Genomic DNA, 24,472 nt, shown 5'->3' with positions numbered 1-24,472 from the left:
ATATCCTTTGCAAGCCATCTCTAGAACGTATTAAACAAGAGGTTGCTGAATCAATGTTGCAAAATTAAATTGGTGTACATGACCATCATTTAATGTAGTTTGGCCTGTAACAAAATGTACATGCTTGCCATTTCCGACTGGAATAGCGGGTCCTGTTCTAATCCTTCTCAGATTATGAAAATGGTTCAAGAAATCAGTATTCGTAAGTTCAATTTCATGGATATGGCTTCTTCCTTGTCGAATCGCTTGCCCCGTTACACCTGCAAAGCGATGGTTATGCCGGTCTGCGCCTTCCTCAGCCAGTTTGGTACTGCCTTCAAATTCATGTACGTGTCTCTGTGTCTGTTTAGAAGAGAGGGTTTTCTTCTTCACACCAGCTTTATTCTTCTGCATCCGTTGGTATGCCTCCTTATATTTATGTCACTCACAACATCCTATTAAGCAAACATCTATAAGTGCTAGGCAACTATCCGCAGTTCTAACAATAATTTTACCTCCCCATCTTCTCCCCTCTCCGGTGCCCATCTTCACTTAACTATATTATTTTGGAATACGCTCTTATGGTCTCAGATCACGTTTTTTTAGGTAAAGCATAAGGTAATCTATATTATGTTAAGGAGTGGGAATATGGACAGACTATTACCCGGACAGATGCTTCTAAAAGGACAGAGTCTGCAATCGGCAAATGGGGCATACACACTTATTCTTCAAGAGGATGGCAATCTTGTATTATACAGTCGAGGAATAGCTCTATGGAGTAGTAAAACTAACGGTAGAGCAGTTAACTATGCAGTCATGCAAACAGACGGTAATTTTGTCATTTACGGATATCCAAATCCTATATGGGCTACAGGTACGAACGGCTGGGGCAATGCATTTCTTGTTGTACAGGACGATGGTAATGTAGTTATTTATGGTACAAAAGCAGCATGGGCAACCGGTACCAATAGGCTTCACAGCACCGATCAACCCTCTCGATAGCCAAGCGTTTTGTATCATAGTTCTAGGGATCAGTATGTAAAGTGATGGCGAAACGTTCGACTTGACATCCTGCCATGTCTGTGCAAATTGAAAACGTTCCTTACTCCTTATGAACGATATATCCAATAATAAGAAAGCTGAATTTTATTTGGTTCAAACTCAGCAACGCAAGAAGAAACAATGGACTAATCTCGGATAACACTTTTACTGTTGTTTATCAAAAATCAGAACTCTTCCAAGCGTCTAAGTATAAGTTAGGTATAATACGAAGTTAAGGAGAAATTAATGTGAATAATCATAATAATTCGTTTATTAATGAAACTCGGGATAATATTCAACTGCCTATTCCAAGTATTTGGAGATCAGAGTTCATCGTTGGTAACATTGTTTTACCGGGTGTTCTGAGGTTGAATGAAATGACAGAAGGCGGAGTCGAGGACAATTCTATAGGTCTGCTTACTGGTTCGCTGAATGAGATTCCGTTAGGACCAGTTAGTAACTTTAGGCAAGGTGTACCAGGTGAGGGTGGCGGTCTTTTTCCTGTTATAAGACTTCTTTGGGAAGATCATCAACTTATTGGTTATCTAACGCGTGAAGTAGTTAATATCCCTGTACCCGGACGGCCCGGTCTAATTGTATATCGATTTGATGGGTCCTTATATTCGAATGGAACAACGGCAGTCATTCCTTGGCGAGCAAGTATGACTAAAATCTTTTAACCCAATTCCTATTTATTTAAGTTTGCTTTTTTCGAAGAAACACCCACATTTATCCTAATATTAGGAATTTCGCAGAATGAAGGTGAAGAAGACGAACTTCCAAAGTTCGCCTCCTACACTAAAAGATAAAATCAAATCGGCAAGCCGACAATTTTGCAATTTATAACAATCCTTAAAACCTTGATATACAAAGGTTTTTTCTTTGTTATCCAATAGACCCTTCCATCTCGAACTTGATCAAACGGTTCATTTCCACCGCATACTCCATCGGCAGCTCTTTGGTGAACGGCTCGATAAAGCCCATAACGATCATTTGTGTCGCTTCTGCTTCGGTCAGACCACGGCTCATCAGATAGAACAGCTGATCTTCTGAAACTTTGGAAACCGTTGCCTCGTGCTCAAGCGTAATATCGTCGTTCATGATTTCATTATAAGGAATCGTATCGGAAGTCGACTGATTATCCAAAATCAACGTATCGCACTTGATATTCGATTTTGCACCTTGAGCCTGACGACCGAAGGAAGCCAATCCGCGATACGTAACTTTACCGCCATGCTTACTGATCGACTTGGATACAATGGTCGATGTAGTATCTGGCGCCAAGTGGATCATTTTTGCCCCTGCATCCTGATGCTGGCCTTTGCCTGCAACTGCGATAGACAAGACCATACCTTTGGCTCCGCGGCCTTTCAGTACAACGGCTGGATACTTCATCGTCAGCTTGGAACCGATGTTGCCATCGACCCATTCCATCGTTGCATTTTCTTCTGCAACCGCACGTTTAGTTACCAGGTTGTAGATGTTTGGTGCCCAGTTCTGAATCGTTGTGTAACGAACGCGCGCGTTCTTCTTACAAATAATTTCCACCACGGCACTATGCAGCGAGTTCGTGCTGTAAATCGGAGCCGTACAGCCTTCTACATAATGCACAAAGCTGTCTTCGTCAGCAATAATAAGCGTACGCTCAAATTGACCCATGTTTTCCGAGTTAATGCGGAAGTATGCCTGCAATGGAACCTCACATTTTACACCTTTGGGTACGTAGATAAAGCTGCCGCCTGACCATACCGCACTGTTTAGTGCTGCAAACTTATTGTCCGCAGGAGGCACAACCGTTGCAAAGTACTCTTTCAGAATTTCAGGATGCTCACGCAGCGCCGTATCAGTGTCCATGAAAATAACACCCTGCTCTTCCAGATCCTTTTGCATGCTATGGTAGACAACCTCGGATTCATACTGTGCAGATACACCAGCCAAAAACTTTTGCTCCGCTTCAGGAATCCCCAGTTTATCAAAGGTTTCCTTAATTTCTGTAGGAACCTCTTCCCACGTTTTCCCTTGTTTTTCGGAAGGTCTTACATAGTACTGGATATCATCGAAATCCAGCTCATCCATATCCCCGCCCCAGGTTGGCATTGGCATTTTTTCAAACTGCTTCAATGCTTTCAGACGGAATTCCAACATCCAATCCGGTTCACCTTTAATTTTGGAGATTTCTTTTACAATTTCCGGAGTGAGACCCTTACCTGTTTGGAAAATGGATTTGTGCTCGTCACGAAAGCCATATTTATACTCTTCCATTTCCGGTGCTTTCTTGGCCATGTTTCTCAAACCTCCTCTATCCTAGTTAAATTATTTATCTTCATCGATTCCTTTGCGCAGCGCGTTCCAAGCCAGTGTCGCACATTTAATGCGAGCCGGGAACTTGTTAACGCCTGACAAAGCTTCCAGTTCTTCGTAATCGTCGAATTCAACGGCTTCCCCCTGCATCAGGGAAGAGAAGCGGCTCGCCATATCCAGTGCCTGCTCAATCGTTTTTCCTTTGACCGCTTCCGTCATCATCGAAGCAGAGGACATGCTAATCGAGCAGCCTTCGCCTGTAAAACGAGCATCTTCGACCACGCCGTCTTTCGTTTTAAGCTGAAGGGAAATCCGGTCACCACACGTAGGATTATTCAAATCCACCGTGACCGCATCATCCTCAAAACGACCGCGATTCCGCGGATTTTTATAATGATCCATAATTACGCGTCGGTACAAGTCATCAAGTTGCATCGCCAAAATACTCCTTTGTTTGGATTAAGGCGCTGACCAAAGCGTCGACATCTGCTTCCGTATTATAAAGGTAAAAGCTCGCTCGTGCGGTTGCACTAGCTTTCAGCCAGCGCATCAATGGCTGGCAGCAATGATGGCCTGCACGTACCGCTACCCCTTTGCTATCCAGTACGGTAGCTACATCATGCGGATGCACATCATCCAAATTGAATGTTACGAGTCCCACATGACGTTCTGCTGGCCCGTAAATTTTCAGGCCATCCACTTCACGAAGACGCCCGAGAGCATAGTTGACCAGACGGCTTTCATGCTGTGCGATTGCGTCCAGACCGATGCTTTCCAGAAAATCAATAGCTGCCCCCAAGCCGACAGCTCCGGCAATAATCGGGGTTCCACCTTCGAATTTCCAAGGCAGCTCCTTCCATGTGGATTCATACAATCCCACATCGTCGATCATTTCCCCGCCGAACTCAATGGGCTCCATGTTTTCCAACAGCGCCTTCTTGCCGTACAGCGCCCCAATTCCTGTAGGAGCACACATTTTGTGACCCGAGAAAGCATAGAAGTCAGCATCTATGTCTTGCACGTCTACTTTCATGTGTGGCACGCTTTGCGCACCATCAACAACGATAATCGCGTCTTTGCGATGCGCAATCGCTGCAATCTCTTTAACAGGATTTACAACGCCAAGCACATTGGAAACATGCGCAATCGCTACAATTTTGGTATTTTCTGTAATGGTATTTTCCACGTCAGCAAGATCAACGCTACCATCCTCTTGAAGCGGAATATATTTTAAAGTCGCACCTGTGGCTTTGGCTACCTGCTGCCACGGAATCAGATTGCTGTGATGCTCCATCGGCGTGATCACAATTTCATCACCCGCCTGGCAGTTGGCCCTGCCATAGGAAGAAGCCACCAGATTCAGTGCTGTTGTTGTTCCTCTTGTGAAAATAATTTCCTGGCTGCGCTTCGCATTCAGAAAACGGGCTACCTTCTCACGTGCACCTTCATAAGCATCCGTAGCACGGCTGCCCAGCGTATGCACACCGCGGTGAACATTCGAATTGTCATATTCGTAGTAGTGCTTGATCGCCTCGATGACCGCCAATGGCTTTTGCGAAGTGGCCGCATTATCCAAATAAACCAGCGGATGACCGTTAATCTCCTGATGTAAAATCGGGAATTGTTCACGGATCAATGCAGTATTCATTGGCCCAACTTCCTTTCAACAAGGCTTTGCAGCTGCTGTTGAAGTCCTTCGAGCGGAATTTCAGATACGACAGGTGCCAGGAAGCCATAAATAATCAGACGTTCGGCTTCTGCACGACTAATCCCGCGGGACATCAAGTAATACACTTGCTCACGGTTAACCTGACCGACCGATGCTGCGTGACCTGCCGTCACATCATCTTCATCAATCAACAGGATCGGGTTAGCGTCACCACGCGCTTTCGGGCTAAGCATCAGAACACGTTCTGTTTGCTGACCGTCTGCTTTCGTAGCCCCTTTTTCGATTTTTGTAATTCCGTTAATAATGGAAGACGCTTCTTCACGCATTACTGCGCGTGTAATCATCTGACTGGCGGAATTTTTACCAAAATGCTGTGCTTGTGTCGTATAGTTCAGCTTTTGTGAGCCGGAACCTACGGCAATGACCTTGGCATCCGAGTTGGAGCCATTGCCTTTGAGTACAGACATCGTATTGCTGGCTGTGTTGCCGTTGTTCATTTCGCCTACAATCCATTCGATGGCGGCATCATTGCCCAAAGTAGCACGACGAATAGAAATATCCGTTACTTGCTCCCCTAGCTGGTGAACCGTCGCATAACGAACTTTGGCTCCCGCATTCGCAACCACTTCTACTGCACCGTTATGAATAACAGGCGTCGTCAAATCCGCAGATACATAATTGTCTACGTAGGTTACAGAGCTATGGCTTTCAGCAATGAGCAGTACATGCGGCGCAAACGTCGCTGCCGCATCATCCGTCAGGAAAACAGCCTGAAGCGGAACGTTCAGCTCTACATTTTTCGGCACATAAGCAAATACTCCACCGTTCCAAAGTGCTGCATGCAATGCAGACAATGAATTTTCCTCAGCCTTAACCACTGTATTCAGGTGGGCTTTAACCAAATCGCCATGTTCCTTAACCGCTGTTTGCAAATCCGTGAAAATGACACCTTGCGCTGCCAGTTCCTCGTTCAGCTTTACGTATACAGCACCGGAGTTGCGCTGAATGATCAGACCGCCCTCCTGCTGTTCTTTAACCAGATCAGCAATTGCTGCGGGAACCTGCCCCAGCGATGCAATGGCCTCACTGTTTTTATGTTGACCGTAATCGTTCAAATTCCAACGCTCGATTTTGGTTTTTTCAAATACCGGAAGCTCCAGTTTGCCTGCAAGCTCAAGTGCTTTTTGTCTGTCTTCGATCAGCCAGGATGGCTCGCCGTTACGTTCAGACAGAACACGCAGTTGCTCGGAATCTACCGGAAGGATTGTTTGTGTACTCATCAGTTTTCCTCCTCGCTTCCGGCTTACGCCTCTTGTCCTACAGTTTCATCAACGATGCCCAGCTCTTCCTTGATCCAGTCGTAACCGTCCGCTTCCAGACGCTCAGCCAGCTCAGGACCACCGGATTTAACGATACGTCCTTGCATCATTACATGAACATAATCAGGCTTAATATAGTTCAACAGACGTTGATAGTGAGTAATCACGAGGAAGCCACGATCTTCAGAACGCATAGCGTTCACGCCGTTAGCCACGATTCTCAAAGCATCGATATCCAGACCGGAGTCGATTTCATCAAGAATGACAATTTTCGGATCAATCATCATCATTTGCAGAATTTCATTCCGTTTTTTCTCACCACCGGAAAAGCCTTCGTTCAAATAACGATGAGCAAACTCCGGATTCATTTCAAGCTCCTTCATTTTGCTTTCCATTTGACGGATAAACTTGATCAGGGAAATTTCTTGTCCTTCTTCACGGCGTGCATTAATGGCACTACGCAAAAAGTCAGAGTTTGTTACCCCTGCAATTTCACTCGGATACTGCATCGCCAGGAACAATCCCGCGCGTGCGCGCTCATCCACTTCCATGTCCAGCACGTCTTCACCATCCAAGGTTACGTTGCCCTCTGTGACTTCATATTTAGGATGACCCATCAAAGCGGAAGCCAATGTACTTTTACCTGTTCCGTTAGGACCCATAATAGCGTGGATTTCTCCACCCTTCATTTCAAGGTTAATACCTTTCAAAATTTCCTTACCTTCAATGGTCGCTTTGAGACCTTCAATCTTAAAGTTTGTAGCCATATTCGGAATACCCTCCAAAAATTGTAGTGTGGTGTCGAAATCAGAAAGTATATTTAAACAGGGGAGCCCCCTGATTTCAAGCGAAGCAATAGTTAAAATTTTATTTATAATCATTCTAAACTGATTCTCAATGATTCTCAAGTTATTTTATAATAAATATCTTTGATGGTGCAAGCAACAGACACGCGTTATTCGCCTTTCTTCATAAAATGTTCATCCTATCTAGCACACAAATAGCCAAATGCATCCTCCAGAACATTATAAACTTACATTTGTGCTAACTTGAGGTGAAAGATTCTTTTTTAGCCATAAAAACGCTACTGACAGCAGAACGTCAGTAGCGTTTTACATGTAAAGGGTTTATTACAGAATGCCCATCATCTGTATGGGTGCTATTAAACTGCCCGAATTCACATTTAACCGAAATTCCTTCTGATTTAGCCCAGATAGGAACGCAGCATCCACATATGCTTCTCCAAATCGGCTTTGTAGCCGATCAGCAAATCTGCGGTAGGTTGATCGGAAGAGCTTTCTGCCAGCTCAATCCCTTCTTGAAACTCTTCACATACGGTAGCAAAGTCCTCAATTAAGGTTTGTACCATTTTGGGAGCATCTTCATTGCCGGTTGCCTCGTGAATGGAGGACAGTTCCAGGTATTCCTTTAGCGTTGCGGAAGGTGAACCTTTCAATGCGAGCAGCCGCTCGGCGATCTCGTCCATCTTCAACGTAATTTCATTGTACAACTCTTCAAATTTAGCATGCAGTGTATAAAAACTGGAGCCTTTCACATACCAGTGGTAATTATGAATTTTCACATATAACACATTCAGGTTAGCGACTTGACGGTTTAAAAGCTCCTCCACCGAATTGGTTTGTGTATTTTTCGAGTTACTTGTTGTTTTAGCCATCATAAATCCCTTCCTTTTTATTAAATTGACATTCATAAACGACTACCCTTTATCCATCGTCATGCTGACGAGGAGACTCTAGCGGCATCATGATGATCACCTACCGGACGTCTGCTTATTCATTACCCTTTCTGCATGGCGATGAAACCAAGAAAAAAAATGTACAAAACTTCACTGATTTTCGTTATACTTTCTCTAACCTATCAAAATACTTGGTTTAATATTGTAATATTTTTCGTATTTTACCGCGCACAATTTATGGAGGTGACTTCGTTGTCCCAATATCATCCTTTAACGACAGAAGAAGCAATCGAGTTCGTGAAGAACATCCCCGGATTTTTTAGTCAGGAAGCCCGTCTGGAATGCCGAGAAATCGGTGATGGCAACCTGAATCTGGTTTTTCATATTACGGATTCTGAATCTGACAAGAGTATCATTGCCAAACAGGCACTTCCCTATGTGAAGATTATAGGTGAATCCTGGCCGCTGTCGCTGGATCGTGCTCGCATTGAACGCGAGGCACTTCAGCAGGAACATCAAATTTGCCCTGAACTGGTTCCTGCCATACTGGCCTTTGACGACGAGCTTGCGTTGACCGTGATGGAGGATCTTAGCTCACACACCATCATGCGCAAGGGATTAATAGAAGGAAATACCTATCCCCATTTTGCCGATCATATCGGAGAGTTTCTGGCGCGCACGCTCTTTTTCACTTCCGATTTGGGCATGAATCAGCAGGCTAAAAAAGACCTGGTTAAACGCTTTATTAACCCGGAGCTCTGTAAAATAACGGAGGATCTTATTCTGGATGAACCATATCGATTCTCGGATAATAACAACTACGGTGAGTATATTGAAGACGAAGCAGAGGTACTCCGGACAGATCAGGCCCTTCATCTGGAAGTGGCTTTGCTGCGGGAAAAGTTTCTGACACGGACAGAAGCGCTGCTGCACGGCGATCTTCACACTGGCAGTATTTTTGTAACAATAGAGTCTACCAAAGTCATTGATCCCGAATTTGCCTACTACGGGCCGATGGGCTTTGATATCGGAGCGGTAATTGCCAATCTGCTATTGAACTACGCAGCCCAGCCCGGCTGGATTTCTGGGGAGACGGCTGTACAGGAACGCCGTGACTGGCTTTTGCAGACAGCGATTCAGGTGTGGGAGCAGTTTGAAGGCAGATTCCGCAAGCTTTGGGACGAGCATGTCACCGACCCTATGGCACGTACGACCGGATACCAGGATTTGTATCTTCAAAAAGTGCTGCAAGATACGGTTGGCTTTGCAGGCTGCAAAGTGATTCGCCGTATCATCAGCCTGTCGCATGTAGCGGATATCGATACAATTGCCGATCCTGACCTCAAGGAAGCCGCTGAACGTCTGGCGTTATCTATCGGAAAAAACCTAGTTCTGCGCAATCGTAAGCTGCATTCGATTCAGGAACTGGGAGACATTGTTCGGACAGCAACGGCTGCCCAAAATAAAGGAGCTTAATGGATATGAGTGAAAAGAAACAATCCACCCCCGTAACCTCTGCTGAAGCCGAAGTATCCAGCGGTCAGGCTCTGTCTTCGCTGGTGTGGAATGGCGACCGCTTGTCCATGCTGGATCAGCGTCTGCTGCCCGAAACGATTGTCATGCTGGATTTGTTCACAGACGAGGAAGTGTGGGATGGCATTCATACGATGAAGGTACGCGGTGCGCCTGCCATCGGCATGGCTGCGGCCTACGGCGTAGTACTGGGAGCTTCCGCCTACAGCAACGAAGACGCTGCCGGATGGCTGGAGCATGTACACGGTGTGTGCAAGCATTTGGCTACATCACGACCAACTGCCGTGAATCTGTTCTGGGCATTGGACCGCATGAAGAAACGGGCCGGGGAACTTATCGCTGAAGCTGGTGGAGGCCTGGTCGAGGACTGGAATGCCGGGCTGGAGCGTGAAGCGATAGCCATTCAGGCAGAGGATGAGGAAGTATGCCGCCAGATCGGCATCCATGCTTTACCTTTGTTCAAGGACGGAATGGGCGTACTCACTCACTGCAATGCTGGCGGATTGGCAACAGCAAAATACGGAACAGCGCTCGCGCCCATGTACCTTGCGCAGGAGAATGGCATCCATCTGAAAGTATTTGCCGACGAAACCCGCCCTGTGTTGCAGGGTGCGCGCCTGACCGCTTTCGAGCTTCAGCAGGCAGGCATTGACGTAACGCTGCTCTGTGACAATATGGCGGGCATGGTGATGTCCAAAGGATGGGTACAGGCCGTCATTGTCGGCACGGACCGAGTGGCCGCTAACGGCGATGTGGCCAACAAAATCGGCACCTATAGCCTGGCTGTGCTGGCAAAGGCGCATGGCATTCCTTTTTATGTAGCTTCGCCGCTGTCTACAATTGATTTGCAGACCGCAACAGGCGCAGATATCCCCATTGAGGAACGTTCTGCGGAGGAGGTTACGGAAAGCTTTGGCAAAAGGACAGCCCCACAGGGCATCAAAGTCTACAACCCGGCTTTCGACATTACCCCTCATGAGTACATTACCGCCATCATTACCGAAAAAGGGATTGTCCAAGCTCCCTTTAACGACAGTCTGACCGCTTTGTTTGCGGATTAATCTGTTCTTGCAGATCAAACAGCTCGTATAAGGGCTAAAATTGCTTTAGTGATATAGGGATTCCTCATCAAAAAGACCGGAGCCAATAAGCTCCGGTTTATTCGTTTCTTACTCCTCTTCTTTTGTGCGGCATAGTATATTAACTTTATTTAGACTAGTTTCAAAAGTGCTTCGTATCCTGGCATACCTGGCTTGATCCCCAACTGCTCCGCTTCCGTTGTCACCGATTCCATCGGAGCTTCCAGCAATTGCTCCAGTGTTTTAACCCCCACAGCCCGTGCAGCAAGAATTTTCCGATCCGCCAGCCGCTCATTGAGCAATCCAACATCCAGTGCACCACACATGATGTAACCACGGGAGTTGGAGATCGTCAACAGCGTTGTTTTAGGCAGTTTGACCTCGACTCCGATAAATGTATGCTCACCCACTTGTACGGGTTCCATGTGAATCATGGTTATTACATGCACCTCCTCTTTGTTTATCCGGGATATTTTATGCATCATTTACGGGTGGGTGTGGACGTCCGTGGATACCCCATAAAATATTTAGAGGCTTATTTATGTACAGCACACATGTGACAAATTGTAAGCAACTTAATTATCTTCATCCTTAAAAATAGCTCCGAACTCTTCATCTGTATAATCTCTACTGCTAGATACATGATAACGCTGAGGAAGTCCATTATGATCTAATACATGATCAACGATCCCATCCCTATCCGAAACAACAAAAGTAATTTCATCATCACCTTCATAACTCTTTGGCGTGATATCAGCCAAAACTAACCAAGCAGCACCCTCAACTCTGTAGAATTCCGGGTAGAATTTTACGGACTTCTCAGTGTCATCATGAATTACACCGTATAGCTTATATTTCGCTTGATAATCCTGAGCAATTTTTCTAGCTTGCTTAGCTGTTAAATTAGTATTTGCTCTTTCGTCCACTATTCTTCATATCCTTTACAACCAGGTAGAGGCAACTGCCCGTTTCTCAATTTATAAATATCTCTGTGCTTCATATATTTTTCTTTTCCTAGTTCTCCAAAGTGTTTTGCATGGTAAGATTCGTGAATCGCACTTAAATAGGAAGCATCAGGCCGTAACACAATCTGTCCTGTACTAGGATTAAAGCCACCTACAGCCTTTTCAGGAAGTATAGCCCCCTTTTTATCAATCAAAACCTTTACATCAATCTCATTCATTTCTTTTTTAAAAGCTTTCATTTCACTAACATTCATAATTTTCAGTCCATCTGGTGTTAACCTTCTCTAACCACTTACAGGCATCTCTTCCCAGGATTTCAAATCTAATTCATGCCCTTTGGGAAATGGCCTAACCTCACCCTTTAATGCCACTGTTCAGCGTGTAGGTCATTGTGTTGAAACTGATTTAGATTCATATGTATCGTTGCTCCTTCTGTGATACCTTATAACATTCATTATACAATAAATTGAAAACAAAAAAGACGGGTTACCCACGCCTTTACAATTAATTAATTTTAACGAATGTGTCAAAGAATTTCTGCCGATTGGATTTATCATAGATGTATGGATCAGAAAATTTATCGTTCCAAGTCCCATCTTTTATACTCAAGCTTTCAATTTTATATCCCAAGAATTTATTCAGGCTATTTCTATCCACATCAATTGAATATGTTTTCCCATCGAATGGCAAGATCATTGAGACAGCATTTAAATCGTGAAACTGGCGTAATAACCTAGCACTTTCACCAACTAATATTTTTTGAATTGCATTTTCTGTCCCAAGGTGATTACTGTAATCTTCGTCCTTCACCAAACTATCAGGCTTATCTTCTTTATAATCTGAATAACTGCCATAGTATAAAATCAAGACATTATTGTCTTTAATTGAAACACTCTTTATAAATGGGTTTTCAGTAGCGTAAGATAGATATTCTTTAAACACTGTTTCATCTGCTGGTAATGTTGATAAAGGGTCTGCTGTCACCTCAGCATCTTTGGGGATATCTTCAGTTTTAGAAGTTACTTGCTTCACCTCAGTTTGAGCTGGTTTAGTAGCATCAGGCTTATCTTTTTTACTGACCAAATCTACGATAAAAATAAAAGCAAATAAAACAAGTAATCGAACCCATAAGTTATCATACCACTCACGCTTATCTACCTGAGAAATTTTCACATCATTAGCCCTTTTTGAGATAAAATCATCGTTTTACTTCAGTATCTAGTTACCTGAAGCGATAAGCTTTTCAGCTTTACGATCCTTTTGGATTAGTTTATCGTTATTCCTATAATCGTCCCATGAATCCAAACTCATGTAAGGTTCAGCTTCAATAATATCTTTTACCTTTTCATGCTCCTGACTCTTAAATAGTTCAATCATTTTAATTAAATCGTTTCGATCCAACAACTTCACTCCATTAAAACTGGCTAACTTTTCACATGGAGGAGTGTATTTGCTTGAAGTAATGACAATAGATTTCTTAGCTCTGTAAAATCGCATACAGCTATACACTTCCTGAACCGCACTCAAACCAACAAGGTTGGTGATTGCATACCGTTTGGCCTGAATGACATTGCGGTATCCCTCACGATCTGTAAATACCAAGTCTGCACCATAATCTCTAGTGTCCTGCGTCTTATAAGTATCGCTATATCCCAAACAACGGAACAGCCTGAACAGATACATTTCAAAGTCCTTCCCATCTTCCATACGGTCTATTTCGTTAATTCCGATTTTGTAAGGGTCAATATCCTGTGTTGCCTTATATGGTTCCTGAACTCTAGGCTTCTTAAATAAGCGTAGTAACACCAAAGCAATCAATACAGCAATGACACTCACTATCACAAATATAGACAAAAATGCTCCTCCTTAGCTGCTCTTAATCCTTTTCGCACTTGATTATAATACAACAAGCAGGGACAATTTCCCATATTATTTGGATAAGTATAGTAATTTGGCAACAAAAAAACGCCTATTACTAGGCGCTTAGGTACATATCAAAGTGGCTAAATTTAACCCTCCCTGACTCCTATATACACATTCCTTCTAATTTTGCCTTCCTCTTTATAACATTTAGTCCAAATTCATTTTACACGGCCTTTCTGTCAGCTTGAGCCAACATCTTGAGGTTGATCCAGTTACCATCTATTGTTTTAAGGTATAGTTTGCCGTCCATCAGTTTCCCAGTTTTGTACATTCGTATTGCTCCTTTCTTGGTGGACATATGTATCTTCTCCTTTAGAAATTATAGTTGTATCACGTGACCATTAGAAACCTGAAACAATTCCTCTCGCTTCGTCCTCAGCACGTTCAATGGCCTGAATAAAAGGTAGCAATGGTTTCTCTGCTTTATATTGAATAGCCTTCTCACATGTACCGCCAGCAGCTTCCCATTCCCAATAAGCGATGACATCCAATGCTTCCAGGAAATACATGGACAAGGCTTCCACAGGATTCACGGCGTACAATTGCATAAACTGTTCATCTGAAAGTTGATTATGCTGTAAATATTCATCCTTCATTTGATGAAGTAAAAGAAATGTACTTTCTCCATTCACGTTGACTATACAGCTAATGAAGGTATTACGGCGTTCAACAGTGTTCAAGATGATTTGCATGTCATTACGAATACGCCAAGCTTCAGGGGAAATATTGAGCATATTGATTAGATCATTGGTGGACAAGTCAGGATTGTACGGTGCTGGCTCAATAATACGAGTCCAATTGTCGTCATTACCTTGCTCGAATACGCCTATGGCATCGCTGACAGTAGAGCCAATAGTTTGCCATTTACGATTGAGAGCATCGGTAATGTGGTAATAGTGCAGCTCTTTTTCAGCGGCTCCTTCTTCTGATTCCCATACTTGCTTCATTCGTACAATGTCTATAATGGCTTGCTTATTAGCTTTTTTGGTCACTGGGTATCTTCCTCCTTGAGATATTGGTAAAATGGCAATAACAAAGCTAAAGAAAGTACTGCATCTTCCTTTGTTTAAGTGATAATAATTTATTGATCGTTTAACGTTCAATTATATTTTCATTGTATCACACTGAACGTTTAGTGTGCAATCATTCTTTATCAGATATGTGGAGGTTTTTTCAGTGGATAATAATGAGTGGATTTTATATTGCAAGCTAGGGGAAATAATTGAAAAACATGATGTGTCTGCATTAAAGCTTTCTGAAGATATTGATCATAGAAGAACTACCATCACGGATTTAATTCATAATAAAGATATGGAGAATAAACGTATACCTGCTTCGTTAATAACAAAACTCTGTGTTTATTTCGATATAACTCCAAATGATTTATTTGAAATCCGTAAGCGTGTTGAATAATCCTAATTCGAATAATTAAACACGAAAGAAGACCCCATAAATTAGAGGTCTTCTTCATTATTGATTAGGTCTATTACTTCCTTCGTACGCAAAATTTTGTGTAATGTTGATTTCATTATCTATACGAGTCCTCTGATCTCCTTTGCCTTTAATCTCTCCAATTGTTCAAGTTCTTTAGCCCATTCTAGGCGTTCGGATGTCCTAATTCACATCAACCAAAAAATCCAGTCACCTTTAATACGGGGCAACTGGATGGTAAAATCGATGTTATATTGGTCTTTCTTTCTTTTTTCACACCATTAACATTGAAGTAGTATCTAGTAAGTTTTATGAAAGCTACCAACCGTAGAGTTATACTTGGCAATATCAGATGGTAATACGAAACCGATTGATGTTTGATAAAGATTTGCAATGTCGTTCCCTGCTCCGAAATAATATACCTGCCAAACAAATTTGGAACAATAACTATCAGCAATATTACTAAGTGTATGATTAAAAGTATAATTTTGCACCCTACCTATATTGTTCATTGCCCATTTGGCTTCGGAAAGACCACCTCCACCATATGCATGCATGATTGTAAACGTGTTACCTTTAGAAAACCGTGAAATATAAGAATCTAAACTCTCTGAAATACCGGGGCCGTATGGATAAACATAGTAGATTCTATAAACAAAGGGGATAGTTATGAAAAAATATGGAGTAGTAATCTTTATAATAATTATATTTGCAAGCGTTTGGATACTTAGTAGCTTCACTAAAAGTCATACTAAAACGAAGTATTCAACTATCTTGTAAAAATTCAAGGATACAAACCATCTGAAATTTATTCAGTTGAAACTCAAATAGGTAAAGCTCCCTTAGTTAGTACACAAGTTATATTCAAGGACGAAACCAATGCAAGGTATTTTTATAAAAAAGAGCAGGATAAAATTATTCAGTATAGCCAAGCCCCTGTTAAAGGAGTAGATGATGGGGCGTATAATTATAAACATAAAGAAAAAAAATAAATTGATTGTCTGATACCAAGATTGGCTTTGAAAGATTATAACGGGAGTATGCTTATTTATGTACAGCACTCGTATGACGAATAGTAATATAAAATGCACACTCGGCTGGGAACACATAAAAATGGCCCATGGAAGGATTCGTGTAGAAATAGAGTCATCACAACTGCATTCACACAGTAGAATCCTCCATGAGCTATTCACATCTTAGCTTCATTGAACGCTTCACGTTAGAAATTCTGCACGGACAAGGGAAGAGTTCAAAAGGCCATCGACCAAGAACTGATGCGACAAAATTAAAAATAATCCAGCAACTGTGAGATATGCAATAATTGTAGTTACTGCTGCATTCTTATAGCTTAAATCATTTCAATACAAGATTTTCTATAACCTGAACGGCATTTCTTACGCCTCCGAGACTTAATAACTTTTCTCCGGCTATATTAGCACTGCTAGCAAATATGGGATTCTCATTAAAATCATCAACGATTCTTCTTATTGTTTCATAGTTAAAATCATGTGCTTCAAGCAATACACCTGCGTTTAACTTGGCTACCGAAGAGGCGTTGTACCGCCGTTCAAACACACCACCAGGACATACGATTTGAGGTACTCCATAGATCAAGCCAGTCATAATACTATTTTGCCCACCATGATTTATATAAACTCTGGCTTCCGGCATAAGCTTGCTAAAATCAAATTTTTTGTTGACTATTATGTTGTTTTCCTCAAAGGGTTTTACTTGCTCTGATGCAATATATACTTCATAGTCAGATCCTTCAAAAGCTTTAGTTAACTCTTTTATAACCTGCTTTGGAGTAATCACACCATTCCCCATATAGGCTATGATTTTATTCTTTTCGGTTTTAGCGTCTGTACCCTCTGGTGCGGAAAGAGGCCCCACAAAAGCTATATCCTCCCCACCCACAGGTTCCAACTCATAAGAACTCGGAATAATCTTTACATCTGCCCAATCGAAGATTTCTAAAACCGATTCCACTTTATTTAAGCCATTGTCTTTCAAGTACTTATTAACGCCCTTGCTATATTCAGGGTTGGAAGCAAAGCTTTTTTGAACTGGATAACTGAATCCCGTGGCAATTTTCACCTTTTCCAACCGGGCGGCGACAATAGCTGATATTCTAAATTCTGAATACATAACGTCGGGTTTAAATTCTTGAATTGCTTTTCTAATGGAAGACACATCTTTTAGAAAATATCGTCTATTGATGGCTCCTATAAAATGTAAAACATCTTCAAAGCTGTTAGCTTTCTTTTTGGGCTGAATTCCCAATGATTGAAATATTTTTAACATACTCTTGCCGATAAATACAGGTGTCCCTAAGAGTGAAGGAACAGGCGCATAATAATTTTTCACTTTATGAATACTATGATAATTTGCATCTTCTGGTGCGCATAATGCTACTTCATGGCCTCTTTTGATACATTCGTTTGCTAATAAGGTTGTTCTTGAAAAAGGTCCTTTTGTTTCTACCATAGCTGACATGGGTGAAATTAGAACTTTCATAACACACTCTCCTTATCGGCTTGGAGTTACATACACATCAATGTCAGGACGCTAGAGCTATGCTGTTGGTATGATGCCATGCTGAAAAACACGTATAGCGTGTTGAATAATGGCTTCATTCTCATATTTTCTATCTTTCATGGGAACCATCTCCTGGAAAATCACAAACGACCAAATTGAACCAATAAACAGCCTAATCGAAAGGACAGGATCTATCTCGTTAGATACATGGGGCTTTAACATTTTGCCGATCTGCTCGGAGGCTTTTTCGACGACTTCATGGTAAAACAGTTCCCCTATTTCCGGGAAGTTGGGCGTTTCTCCAATGATAATCCGCATGAGCTTGATTTTTCGCGGGTCTTCGAACACAGATAAAAACACCATTCCAATTTCAACTAGAAATTCCTCTATACTTACCGTTTCTTGCTCCAGCTTTGTGAGCTTAAAAAGCATCTGCTTCTGTGAAGTTTCTCTGATCGTGGATATGAACAGTTCCTCTTTGTTTTTGAAATATTGATAAATAGCTCCTTTGGACATACCTATTTCATTGGTTATATCCTCAATGTTTGTACGACTGTACCCTTTTGTCCCAAAAACATTAAGAGCAGCCTCTATGATTTCCTTCCGCCGGATGTCCTGAGAGTAGGAAACATCCTTCAAATCCAATCGGCCGATGTCCATAAGGATGTCATCCTTGCTTTTGTAATAGCGGTAAATTGTCCCCACAGCCACTTTTGCGCTTGTCGCAATATCCTGAACGGTCGTATCCCTGTAGCCCTTCTTTATAATCAGCTCCTCTGCGACTTTTTTAATTTTTGCCTTAGTGTTGTTCTTCATATGAATGATGTCCTCTTATTATGAATATTTTCTGGATGGTTATTTATTATTCATTCACATTATAACGCTTTTTTTTTTCGTTATTCAATAGGCACGAGTTACTACATATAACCATTTCTCTAGTTAAACACACTAAAAAGGCTAGACGGCTAATTCCATCTAACCTCATGATAATAAATTGAACTTACTCTTCATCTTCGTTAACCACTTTAATCAGATTTCCGTAGACTGCCTTCGTATGAGCAGATGCATGTTCTTTAAAATGTGTAAACAACCTCATACATCTGATGGCTTGTATTTTGTTATTAGCTTCAGCAGACCTTTCCAAACAACTGAACAAAAATGTGAAGCCGTCTGAAAACCTCCCCTTACGCAAAAGATAGATCGCCAATTCCCTTGAGAAATGAGTATATCGCTCCGTTGTGAAGCGTTGAGTATACAACCCTTCCACTTTTTTCTGCTCCAGAAAAGAGGCAATTTCTCCTTCAAATTGCTTTAAAATAACATCTACATCAAAATGATACCGATTTGCCGCCTCAAGGATATTATCAAGCGCGGGAAGAACCTCGTCTTTTCTTGAAGAAATATAAGCTACGTAATCGGGAAGAACACTCTTATCTCCAGAAAGAAGCTTATTTACGTACGTGTTTACTATCGCCCAGTCTTCATACTTATTTTTCCATTTCAAAGTTTCTTCATCTGTGTCTCTAACCCAGCTTAAATCAGTATATTTTTTAATATGATGAAACGCGCGTTCATAATCTTTTCTTTCGGCACAAGCTTGTGTACGAAGTAAATGCGAGAATGCCCAATAAGCAAACAAAGGAAAATTGGGTTTCTTCGAATTGTCTTTGTTCACATGGTGTCGCTGCTGCTCCAGTTTGTATTGAATTTTAGCCTTGTCTCCCATAGCTTTAGCGAATAGTTCTACTTTGTCCCATTTTCGCAACGAGCGGTATGTATTCGCCAAATCTTTTAACGCCTCTAACTGATCTATCTCATCTAACCGTTCAACGTAAGGCTCAAATTGAACAGCTGCATCATAGTTTTTCTCTTGATCGTCTCCAATACGAATCGTAAACAATCGATACTGGCAAACTGCAAAATTATCCGAATGTTGATTCTTCTCGCTTACTGCTACATTTTCGTACAGGAACGCCGCTGCTTCATTGTAACCGTCTTTGTATACATTTTCAGCAACTTCAAAGAGCGATGGCAAATATTTAGGATTATCCAACAGCAGAAATACAACGCGCTGCAAGCAATCAAGTCGGTCAAGCTCCACGCATCGGTACAAAAAAGGACTAATTCTTCGCCAGTTCAGCGGTTCTTCCTTAATACATTCTTCAATGAAACGTTCATAAAGATAGTCTGGCGGTAATTCCATCCCGGTAGTTATGCGATCCAATTGGTTAACGGATAAAACACGATTTCCAGTAACAATACTGCTAACCGTACCTACATTTAAACCAACGATGTGTCCAAACTCGGTCATGCTCAAGCCCTTTTGTTTTAGATATTGTTCCAATTCTGCTCTAATCGTAAGTGTGATTTTCATGAATAAACCACCCTTTCAACGTAGACTCGCCATATGTAGTTGAATAAATCATTTTATTACCCATGATTGTACCATCTTTTGGAACAAAGCTATATACCTTTCAGTTATTTACTTTAGATACCTTTTCGGGGCTATAGGCCCTTCCCTTTTTTCAAACTGAAACATTTTTCCAATATAGATCGTCTATAAAGCAAATAGGTAAATTCAGAAAGAGGGTAGCTCTTATTATGCGGAAAAGTAGAATCTTATTTTTGACTATCGTGCTGTTGTTAATAACTACTTACAGCTCTATCGCAGAAAAAGAAGTTATTGCTCAAAGCGCAAAGGAACAGGAGACGCTAATCGTTTATAAACTACAACAGGACGCAACTCTACAACAGCTGACTAAAAAAGATGTACTTGCTACATTCAAGGATAAAACTGACACTAAGATTTTTATCAATGCAATGAATACATCAGAAAAAATATCAGGTATTGTTAATACAGCTTCTCCAAATTACGAGCTTACTTTCCACAAGGATGAAACTGAAGAGTCTTATTATTTATGGATTAACCCCAACGATTCGACCAGCAATGCTATGTATATAAATAAGAAAGATCCCTATACTGCATATAAGCTATCAGTCAACTCCACAAATTCAATAAAAAAATTACTCGTGAAAACTAAAAATTAACTAAAAAGACCTGTTCTTTGATTTCTTTCAAAAACAGGTCTTTTTTCGAATTTATTTCAATCCATATTTCTCCAACACGGATTCTCTAAATTGTTCTTTGGAGTCTTGTTTATCCACCGAAGAACTGGGAGATTGAGATGAGGGTTCAATAGCAAACTTGCCAAGATCCATATTGATTACACTATACTGCCCTTGTGTATTTTTTTTGAGAAAAATAATACTTTTTTCATTTTGCTTCAATTCACTATAATCCTCATAGGCTATTTTTTTCTTGCCTCCGGCATCATCAATATAAGAAATCGGTTCCACGATAGACAGAGGTTCTTCTACGTTTAATGCTGTGCCTTCGGGTGATTTAATTACTTTATCAATTTTTATATTCGTAAGTGTATAAAAGTCTTGTATCGTACCATCATCAAAGCTTGTAACGATATGTTGTCGATCATCAAACCCCTGCAAAGGAGTCCCTATCACAATAAGCTCTGCATTGGAGTCCAATTCGCTTACAGTTTTATAATCAATATAAGAAGCTTCCAGCGAAATTTTGGGAGTATTCAGTTCTGAAAATTTTGGAGAAGCGTTCGTAGATGTAAAAAAAAGACTCCCTGAAGCAATGAATCCCCCTATCGCTAATACAGAAATACCCAACTTTATTTTTTTATTAAAAGTCATAACAGTACCCCTTTTCCCAAATTAGTTATTACGCTAATTAGTTTCCCCACTTAGCAATTAAGGATTGCTTGTCATAGGATTGAACACCGATAGACTGGATACCTTGTTTCATAACAGAGCTGCTAGAAGTTGATGGATGTGCTTGAGATAACGTATGGCCAACCTCATGGGTTGCGTTGGAGGTTTTTTGCACGGAGTTCATACCATAAGCCTGCATCTGGTTGTGATAAATCACCACTGTGGCATATGCCCATTTATCGCTTACCCCCGCTACACCACCAGATGTTTTATACGGAGTTGTCAATCCCAATAAACCAGAAGTGGCTGTAGAACCGACATAATATCTGTCTGGGTTCCCACTCGTCGATGTCGTTTTACCAATGTTTACTGATCCAGACGCAGCGTTCCAATCGGAACGTGCGGTATCATAGGCACCAGTATAGCCATTTTTAGAAACCGAGGAGTCATAATATGCATTAAAATTGGCTGAGCTTCTTCCCCCGGTAAAGCTAGTAGCAAAAGAAATGGAACTAATAGAAATCACGGCAATAGATAATATTCCGACCATAGAAAAAAATTTTGTCTTGGAAGCCAATAGTTTTTTCAAGGTTAGCACCCCTCTTAGGAAATTTGGAATCTTATAATCAATCCTGATGAAATAGACTTTTCGCTGGAATATCATTCCTATACCAATATACCGATTATTTTTCTTTTTATCTACATTAAAAACAATATATTCCACAATGCGACATGAATTTGGTTCTTTATTCCTAAACTTACTCTATGTATCCGCAGCAGCCTTATGGTGCATGTACAATAAAACAGGTGATATAAAAAAAGGACCAGACGGATCATACCATCTTGCCCTTTCACTAATTATATCATCTTATTTCTAAACGAAATGATTACATTTCGCCATGGTGAGTTGATTGATGGCTGGACCCTTGATTATAAAAATATAAGGGCATAGTCACTATCGCTACTAACATAAAACTGCTTGCTAAAAAGGTCAGAAATATTTTACGTTTCATCTTTATCCACCTCGTGCATTAAATTTCTGTACGCTGTCTTCGTCTCAGATGGTGCATACTCCTGATAAAACTCATACAGCCTCATACATTTAATTATATACGATTTATTATTGGTGGATGCAGATTTTTCCAAACAGTTTAATAAAAATTGAAAGCCATCAGAAAATCTTCCTTTGGTCAAATAGTAAACTGCTATTTCTTTTGAAAAATGCACAAAGCGTTCTGTTATAAAACGTTGAGTATAAAAGCTCTCAACCTTCTGTTCTTCCAGATAGGATGAAATATTCGCCTCGAATTGCTTTAAAATATCATCTACATCAAATTGATATCGGTTAGCCGCCTCAAGGATATTATCAAGCGCGGGCAGAACCTCGTCTTTTCTTGAAGAGATATAAGCTACGTAATTGGGAAGAACACTCTTATCGCCAGAAAGAAGCTTATTTACGTACGTATTTACTACCGCCCAGTCTTCATATTTGTTTTTCCATTCCAAAGTTTCTTCATCTGTATCCGTAACCCAGCTTAAATCAGTATACTTTCTAATATGCTGAAGTGCCTTCTCATAATCTTTTCTCTCATCACAGGCTTGTGCACGAAGTAAATGCGAGAATGCCCAATACGCAAACAAAGGAAAATTAGGTTTCTTCGCATTTCCTTTTTTTACACGATACCCTTTTTGCTCCAAATTATATTGAATTTTGGCCTTATTTCCTAGAGCTTTAGCGAATAATTCTACTTTGTCCCATTTACGTAACGAACGATATGTATTCGCCAAATCCTTTAACGCCTCTAGCTGATCTATCTCATCTAACCGTTCAACATATATTTCAAATTGAACTGCTGCTTCATAGTTTTTCTCCTGGTTGTCTCCTTGCCTTGTTTGGAACAAGCGGTACTGACACATCGCCAAACGTTCTGAGTATTGTTTCTTCTCACTTACAGCTACATTTTCATAAAGTATGGCTGCCGCCTGGTACATCTTCTCATGAAATAGTTCTTCCGCAAGCTCAAATAAGGATTCTGAATAGCCTAGTTTATCCATCAACAGATTTACAACTTCGTGAATACAGTCCAATTTATTTAATTTTGCACAATTATGTAAGAAAGGACTCATTCGACGCCAATTCGGGTTAGCCTCTGCTAAATATTCAGACACATAACGTTCGTAGTAATAGCCGACAGGATGCCCCATCGCTTTCGTAATTCGATCCAGCTGATCCACTGAAAGAGTACGATTCCCATTAATAACACTACTCATGGTCCCCGGATTCATTCCTGCTTCTCTCGCTAGGTCGCTTAGAATTAAATCATGATCTTTCATATGCTTCGTTATCTCTGTGAGTATCGTGGTTGTATTGGACAAATTTAACCACCCCTTATCAGGAACTTGTTAGGATAATCAACATTTAAAGAGGACTATTGCAATCCGATGATTGTATAGCCTTTCCGCAATCCATTGTACCATCTTCTGGAACATTATCATATACCTTTCAGATACTTACTTAAGCTCCCTTTTGGTAGGGTTTACATAGAAATTTGCTCTATTAATTTTCAAACATACGAATCATGTCACTGCACTACGTGCCCTTGCTAGAGTTCGAATTGCATGTGTCACTAATTGCCTACTATTCTCCCCTCTTTTTAAATACTCCTCAACAAGCTGGAACATTTCTGTGATTTTACTATCAGATTCCTCCAATAATTGATGCATTCTTAAAATGATGACTGCATCCTTCGAGTTCACCGAAGACGCTTAATCAAGGAAATTACTCCCCAGATGAACAACGTCAATATCACGCCAACGATTACAATTGTGATCAAGATTGAAGTCCAATTTAAATGCATTCAGCATCACCCCATACATCATTTTTTTTGCTCAACGTGTAGAATATTTCTCCATCTTCCCTCTCTAGTTTAACGCACGTTTACTTCAACTGCACTCAATACATAAAAAGGCTGCTCCCCCTCGGAAAATCCGTTTGGGAACAGCCTTATCATGTACAGCTTCACTACACTGATTTACTTTGATTGGAGCGATACATCAAGTACAGGAAATATGGAGCGCCAATCAGGGCGATCAGCAGCCCGGAAGGAATCTCCGTCGGTGCAAGCACCGTCCGTCCGATCGTGTCAGCCAGCACCAGCATTACCGCTCCCAAAATGCTTGACAGAATAATGGATTGGCGTACATGGTGCCCGATCAGCGTGCGCACGATATGCGGAGCAATCAATCCAATGAAGCCAATC

General features: G+C 41.3%; 26 protein-coding genes and 1 pseudogene. 6 read left to right on the top strand and 21 right to left on the bottom strand.

Features of this window, described 5'->3' with window-relative positions; genetic code table 11:
* Positions 1-30: 30 nt before the first annotated feature.
* Positions 31-393, bottom strand: a complete 363-nt coding sequence (locus WG8_RS08180) for a YmaF family protein (protein WP_007429655.1) — start codon at positions 391-393, stop codon at positions 31-33.
* A gap of 234 nt (positions 394-627) precedes the next feature.
* Between WG8_RS08180 and WG8_RS08175 the strand changes: the two genes are divergently transcribed.
* Entirely contained in the window at positions 628-981 is a 354-nt protein-coding gene (locus tag WG8_RS08175) for a hypothetical protein (protein ID WP_007429654.1), read from the top strand.
* Positions 982-1,268: 287 nt separating this feature from the next.
* Positions 1,269-1,700 carry a hypothetical protein gene (locus WG8_RS08170; protein ID WP_007429653.1) on the top strand — a complete coding sequence of 144 codons (432 nt, stop codon included), beginning with the start codon at positions 1,269-1,271 and terminating at the stop codon, positions 1,698-1,700.
* A gap of 205 nt (positions 1,701-1,905) precedes the next feature.
* On the opposite strand, the gene sufB is transcribed toward WG8_RS08170, so the two are convergent.
* From sufB to WG8_RS08140, 6 genes are all read right to left on the bottom strand, one after another.
* On the bottom strand, positions 1,906-3,303 hold the full coding sequence (gene sufB, locus WG8_RS08165; protein ID WP_007429652.1) for a Fe-S cluster assembly protein SufB: 1,398 nt from the start codon (positions 3,301-3,303) through the stop codon (positions 1,906-1,908).
* A 30-nt stretch (positions 3,304-3,333) separates the two neighbouring features.
* Complete coding sequence (sufU, locus tag WG8_RS08160) at positions 3,334-3,756, bottom strand: Fe-S cluster assembly sulfur transfer protein SufU (protein WP_007429651.1); 423 nt, start codon at positions 3,754-3,756, stop codon at positions 3,334-3,336.
* Positions 3,746-4,969 (bottom strand): cysteine desulfurase, encoded by a 1,224-nt coding sequence (locus WG8_RS08155; RefSeq protein ID WP_007429650.1) that lies wholly within the window; start codon positions 4,967-4,969, stop codon positions 3,746-3,748. Before WG8_RS08155 ends, sufU begins: the two co-directional genes overlap by 11 nt.
* Complete coding sequence (gene sufD, locus WG8_RS08150; RefSeq protein ID WP_007429649.1) at positions 4,966-6,270, bottom strand: Fe-S cluster assembly protein SufD; 1,305 nt, start codon at positions 6,268-6,270, stop codon at positions 4,966-4,968. The genes WG8_RS08155 and sufD overlap by 4 nt, the downstream gene beginning before the upstream one ends.
* Before the next feature lie 23 nt (positions 6,271-6,293).
* The gene (gene sufC, locus WG8_RS08145) at positions 6,294-7,076 is read right to left on the bottom strand and encodes a Fe-S cluster assembly ATPase SufC (RefSeq protein WP_007429648.1); all 783 of its coding nucleotides are present in this window, start codon (positions 7,074-7,076) and stop codon (positions 6,294-6,296) included.
* 437 nt (positions 7,077-7,513) lie between these two features.
* Positions 7,514-7,984: a Dps family protein gene (locus WG8_RS08140; RefSeq protein WP_007429647.1), complete on the bottom strand. Its 471-nt coding sequence runs from the start codon at positions 7,982-7,984 to the stop codon at positions 7,514-7,516.
* 273 nt (positions 7,985-8,257) lie between these two features.
* On the opposite strand from WG8_RS08140, the gene mtnK reads away from it, so the two are divergent.
* Both mtnK and mtnA read left to right on the top strand, forming a co-directional pair.
* Entirely contained in the window at positions 8,258-9,481 is a 1,224-nt protein-coding gene (mtnK, locus tag WG8_RS08135; protein ID WP_007429646.1) for an S-methyl-5-thioribose kinase, read from the top strand.
* Positions 9,482-9,486: 5 nt separating this feature from the next.
* Positions 9,487-10,599, top strand: a complete 1,113-nt coding sequence (gene mtnA, locus WG8_RS08130; protein ID WP_007429645.1) for an S-methyl-5-thioribose-1-phosphate isomerase — start codon at positions 9,487-9,489, stop codon at positions 10,597-10,599.
* Positions 10,600-10,748: 149 nt separating this feature from the next.
* On the opposite strand, the gene WG8_RS08125 is transcribed toward mtnA, so the two are convergent.
* The 7 genes and pseudogenes from WG8_RS08125 to WG8_RS26340 all read right to left on the bottom strand — a co-directional run bounded on the left by WG8_RS08125 (position 10,749) and on the right by WG8_RS26340 (position 14,497).
* Positions 10,749-11,051, bottom strand: a complete 303-nt coding sequence (locus WG8_RS08125) for a YunC family protein (protein ID WP_007429644.1) — start codon at positions 11,049-11,051, stop codon at positions 10,749-10,751.
* 141 nt (positions 11,052-11,192) lie between these two features.
* Positions 11,193-11,543: a hypothetical protein gene (locus WG8_RS08120; protein ID WP_007429643.1), complete on the bottom strand. Its 351-nt coding sequence runs from the start codon at positions 11,541-11,543 to the stop codon at positions 11,193-11,195.
* Positions 11,543-11,851, bottom strand: a pseudogene (locus WG8_RS08115) (zincin-like metallopeptidase toxin domain-containing protein); the annotation flags it as partial. The pseudogene WG8_RS08115 and the gene WG8_RS08120, both read right to left, overlap by 1 nt.
* 235 nt (positions 11,852-12,086) lie before the next feature.
* Positions 12,087-12,755, bottom strand: a complete 669-nt coding sequence (locus WG8_RS28190; protein WP_052310853.1) for a hypothetical protein — start codon at positions 12,753-12,755, stop codon at positions 12,087-12,089.
* Positions 12,756-12,800: 45 nt separating this feature from the next.
* On the bottom strand, positions 12,801-13,436 hold the full coding sequence (locus WG8_RS08105; RefSeq protein ID WP_007429642.1) for a restriction endonuclease: 636 nt from the start codon (positions 13,434-13,436) through the stop codon (positions 12,801-12,803).
* A gap of 232 nt (positions 13,437-13,668) precedes the next feature.
* Positions 13,669-13,803 (bottom strand): hypothetical protein, encoded by a 135-nt coding sequence (locus WG8_RS29310; RefSeq protein ID WP_007429641.1) that lies wholly within the window; start codon positions 13,801-13,803, stop codon positions 13,669-13,671.
* Between the two features lie 43 nt (positions 13,804-13,846).
* Positions 13,847-14,497, bottom strand: a complete 651-nt coding sequence (locus WG8_RS26340) for a hypothetical protein (protein WP_007429640.1) — start codon at positions 14,495-14,497, stop codon at positions 13,847-13,849.
* Between the two features lie 184 nt (positions 14,498-14,681).
* Between WG8_RS26340 and WG8_RS08095 the strand changes: the two genes are divergently transcribed.
* Positions 14,682-14,918: a helix-turn-helix domain-containing protein gene (locus WG8_RS08095; protein ID WP_043890882.1), complete on the top strand. Its 237-nt coding sequence runs from the start codon at positions 14,682-14,684 to the stop codon at positions 14,916-14,918.
* Positions 14,919-16,289: 1,371 nt separating this feature from the next.
* On the opposite strand, the gene WG8_RS08090 is transcribed toward WG8_RS08095, so the two are convergent.
* The 3 genes from WG8_RS08090 to WG8_RS08080 all read right to left on the bottom strand — a co-directional run bounded on the left by WG8_RS08090 (position 16,290) and on the right by WG8_RS08080 (position 19,848).
* Positions 16,290-17,453, bottom strand: a complete 1,164-nt coding sequence (locus WG8_RS08090; protein WP_043890881.1) for a glycosyltransferase — start codon at positions 17,451-17,453, stop codon at positions 16,290-16,292.
* Positions 17,454-17,510: 57 nt separating this feature from the next.
* Positions 17,511-18,290, bottom strand: coding sequence for a TetR/AcrR family transcriptional regulator (locus WG8_RS08085; protein WP_007429638.1), 780 nt, complete (start codon positions 18,288-18,290; stop codon positions 17,511-17,513).
* A gap of 184 nt (positions 18,291-18,474) precedes the next feature.
* A complete protein-coding gene (locus WG8_RS08080) occupies positions 18,475-19,848 on the bottom strand; it encodes a helix-turn-helix domain-containing protein (RefSeq protein ID WP_007429637.1) in 1,374 nt (457 codons plus the stop codon).
* 227 nt (positions 19,849-20,075) lie between these two features.
* On the opposite strand from WG8_RS08080, the gene WG8_RS08075 reads away from it, so the two are divergent.
* Positions 20,076-20,522, top strand: coding sequence for a hypothetical protein (locus tag WG8_RS08075; protein WP_043890880.1), 447 nt, complete (start codon positions 20,076-20,078; stop codon positions 20,520-20,522).
* Between the two features lie 51 nt (positions 20,523-20,573).
* On the opposite strand, the gene WG8_RS08070 is transcribed toward WG8_RS08075, so the two are convergent.
* From WG8_RS08070 to WG8_RS08055, 4 genes are all read right to left on the bottom strand, one after another.
* Positions 20,574-21,194: a hypothetical protein gene (locus WG8_RS08070; protein ID WP_007429636.1), complete on the bottom strand. Its 621-nt coding sequence runs from the start codon at positions 21,192-21,194 to the stop codon at positions 20,574-20,576.
* A 37-nt stretch (positions 21,195-21,231) separates the two neighbouring features.
* Positions 21,232-21,810 (bottom strand): hypothetical protein, encoded by a 579-nt coding sequence (locus WG8_RS08065; protein ID WP_232289080.1) that lies wholly within the window; start codon positions 21,808-21,810, stop codon positions 21,232-21,234.
* Between the two features lie 404 nt (positions 21,811-22,214).
* Positions 22,215-23,588, bottom strand: coding sequence for a helix-turn-helix domain-containing protein (locus tag WG8_RS08060; RefSeq protein WP_007429634.1), 1,374 nt, complete (start codon positions 23,586-23,588; stop codon positions 22,215-22,217).
* 646 nt (positions 23,589-24,234) lie between these two features.
* The coding region (locus WG8_RS08055) for an iron chelate uptake ABC transporter family permease subunit (protein WP_007429633.1) at positions 24,235-24,472 on the bottom strand (238 nt) is incomplete at its 5' end.

The organism is Paenibacillus sp. Aloe-11, assembly GCF_000245715.1.
Taxonomy (GTDB): Bacteria; Bacillota; Bacilli; order Paenibacillales; family Paenibacillaceae; genus Paenibacillus; species Paenibacillus kribbensis.
Note: the sequence above shows the minus strand (reverse complement) of the source record. Positions and strands in the feature narration are given on the sequence as shown.

Excerpts from the sequence above, each read along its gene's own strand:
- WG8_RS08175 (WP_007429654.1), top strand. The coding sequence starts at position 628 with ATGGACAGACTATTACCCGGACAGATGCTTCTAAAAGGACAGAGTCTG.
- WG8_RS08140 (WP_007429647.1), bottom strand. The coding sequence starts at position 7,984 with ATGGCTAAAACAACAAGTAACTCGAAAAATACACAAACCAATTCGGTG.
- sufU (WP_007429651.1), bottom strand. The coding sequence starts at position 3,756 with ATGCAACTTGATGACTTGTACCGACGCGTAATTATGGATCATTATAAA.
- mtnA (WP_007429645.1), top strand. The coding sequence starts at position 9,487 with ATGAGTGAAAAGAAACAATCCACCCCCGTAACCTCTGCTGAAGCCGAA.
- WG8_RS08085 (WP_007429638.1), bottom strand. The coding sequence starts at position 18,290 with ATGAAGAACAACACTAAGGCAAAAATTAAAAAAGTCGCAGAGGAGCTG.
- WG8_RS08070 (WP_007429636.1), bottom strand. The coding sequence starts at position 21,194 with ATGACTTTTAATAAAAAAATAAAGTTGGGTATTTCTGTATTAGCGATA.
- sufD (WP_007429649.1), bottom strand. The coding sequence starts at position 6,270 with ATGAGTACACAAACAATCCTTCCGGTAGATTCCGAGCAACTGCGTGTT.
- WG8_RS08125 (WP_007429644.1), bottom strand. The coding sequence starts at position 11,051 with ATGATTCACATGGAACCCGTACAAGTGGGTGAGCATACATTTATCGGA.
- WG8_RS08075 (WP_043890880.1), top strand. The coding sequence starts at position 20,076 with ATGCGGAAAAGTAGAATCTTATTTTTGACTATCGTGCTGTTGTTAATA.
- WG8_RS08180 (WP_007429655.1), bottom strand. The coding sequence starts at position 393 with ATGCAGAAGAATAAAGCTGGTGTGAAGAAGAAAACCCTCTCTTCTAAA.
- WG8_RS08090 (WP_043890881.1), bottom strand. The coding sequence starts at position 17,453 with ATGAAAGTTCTAATTTCACCCATGTCAGCTATGGTAGAAACAAAAGGA.
- WG8_RS08080 (WP_007429637.1), bottom strand. The coding sequence starts at position 19,848 with ATGAAAATCACACTTACGATTAGAGCAGAATTGGAACAATATCTAAAA.
- sufB (WP_007429652.1), bottom strand. The coding sequence starts at position 3,303 with ATGGCCAAGAAAGCACCGGAAATGGAAGAGTATAAATATGGCTTTCGT.
- WG8_RS29310 (WP_007429641.1), bottom strand. The coding sequence starts at position 13,803 with ATGTCCACCAAGAAAGGAGCAATACGAATGTACAAAACTGGGAAACTG.
- WG8_RS08155 (WP_007429650.1), bottom strand. The coding sequence starts at position 4,969 with ATGAATACTGCATTGATCCGTGAACAATTCCCGATTTTACATCAGGAG.
- sufC (WP_007429648.1), bottom strand. The coding sequence starts at position 7,076 with ATGGCTACAAACTTTAAGATTGAAGGTCTCAAAGCGACCATTGAAGGT.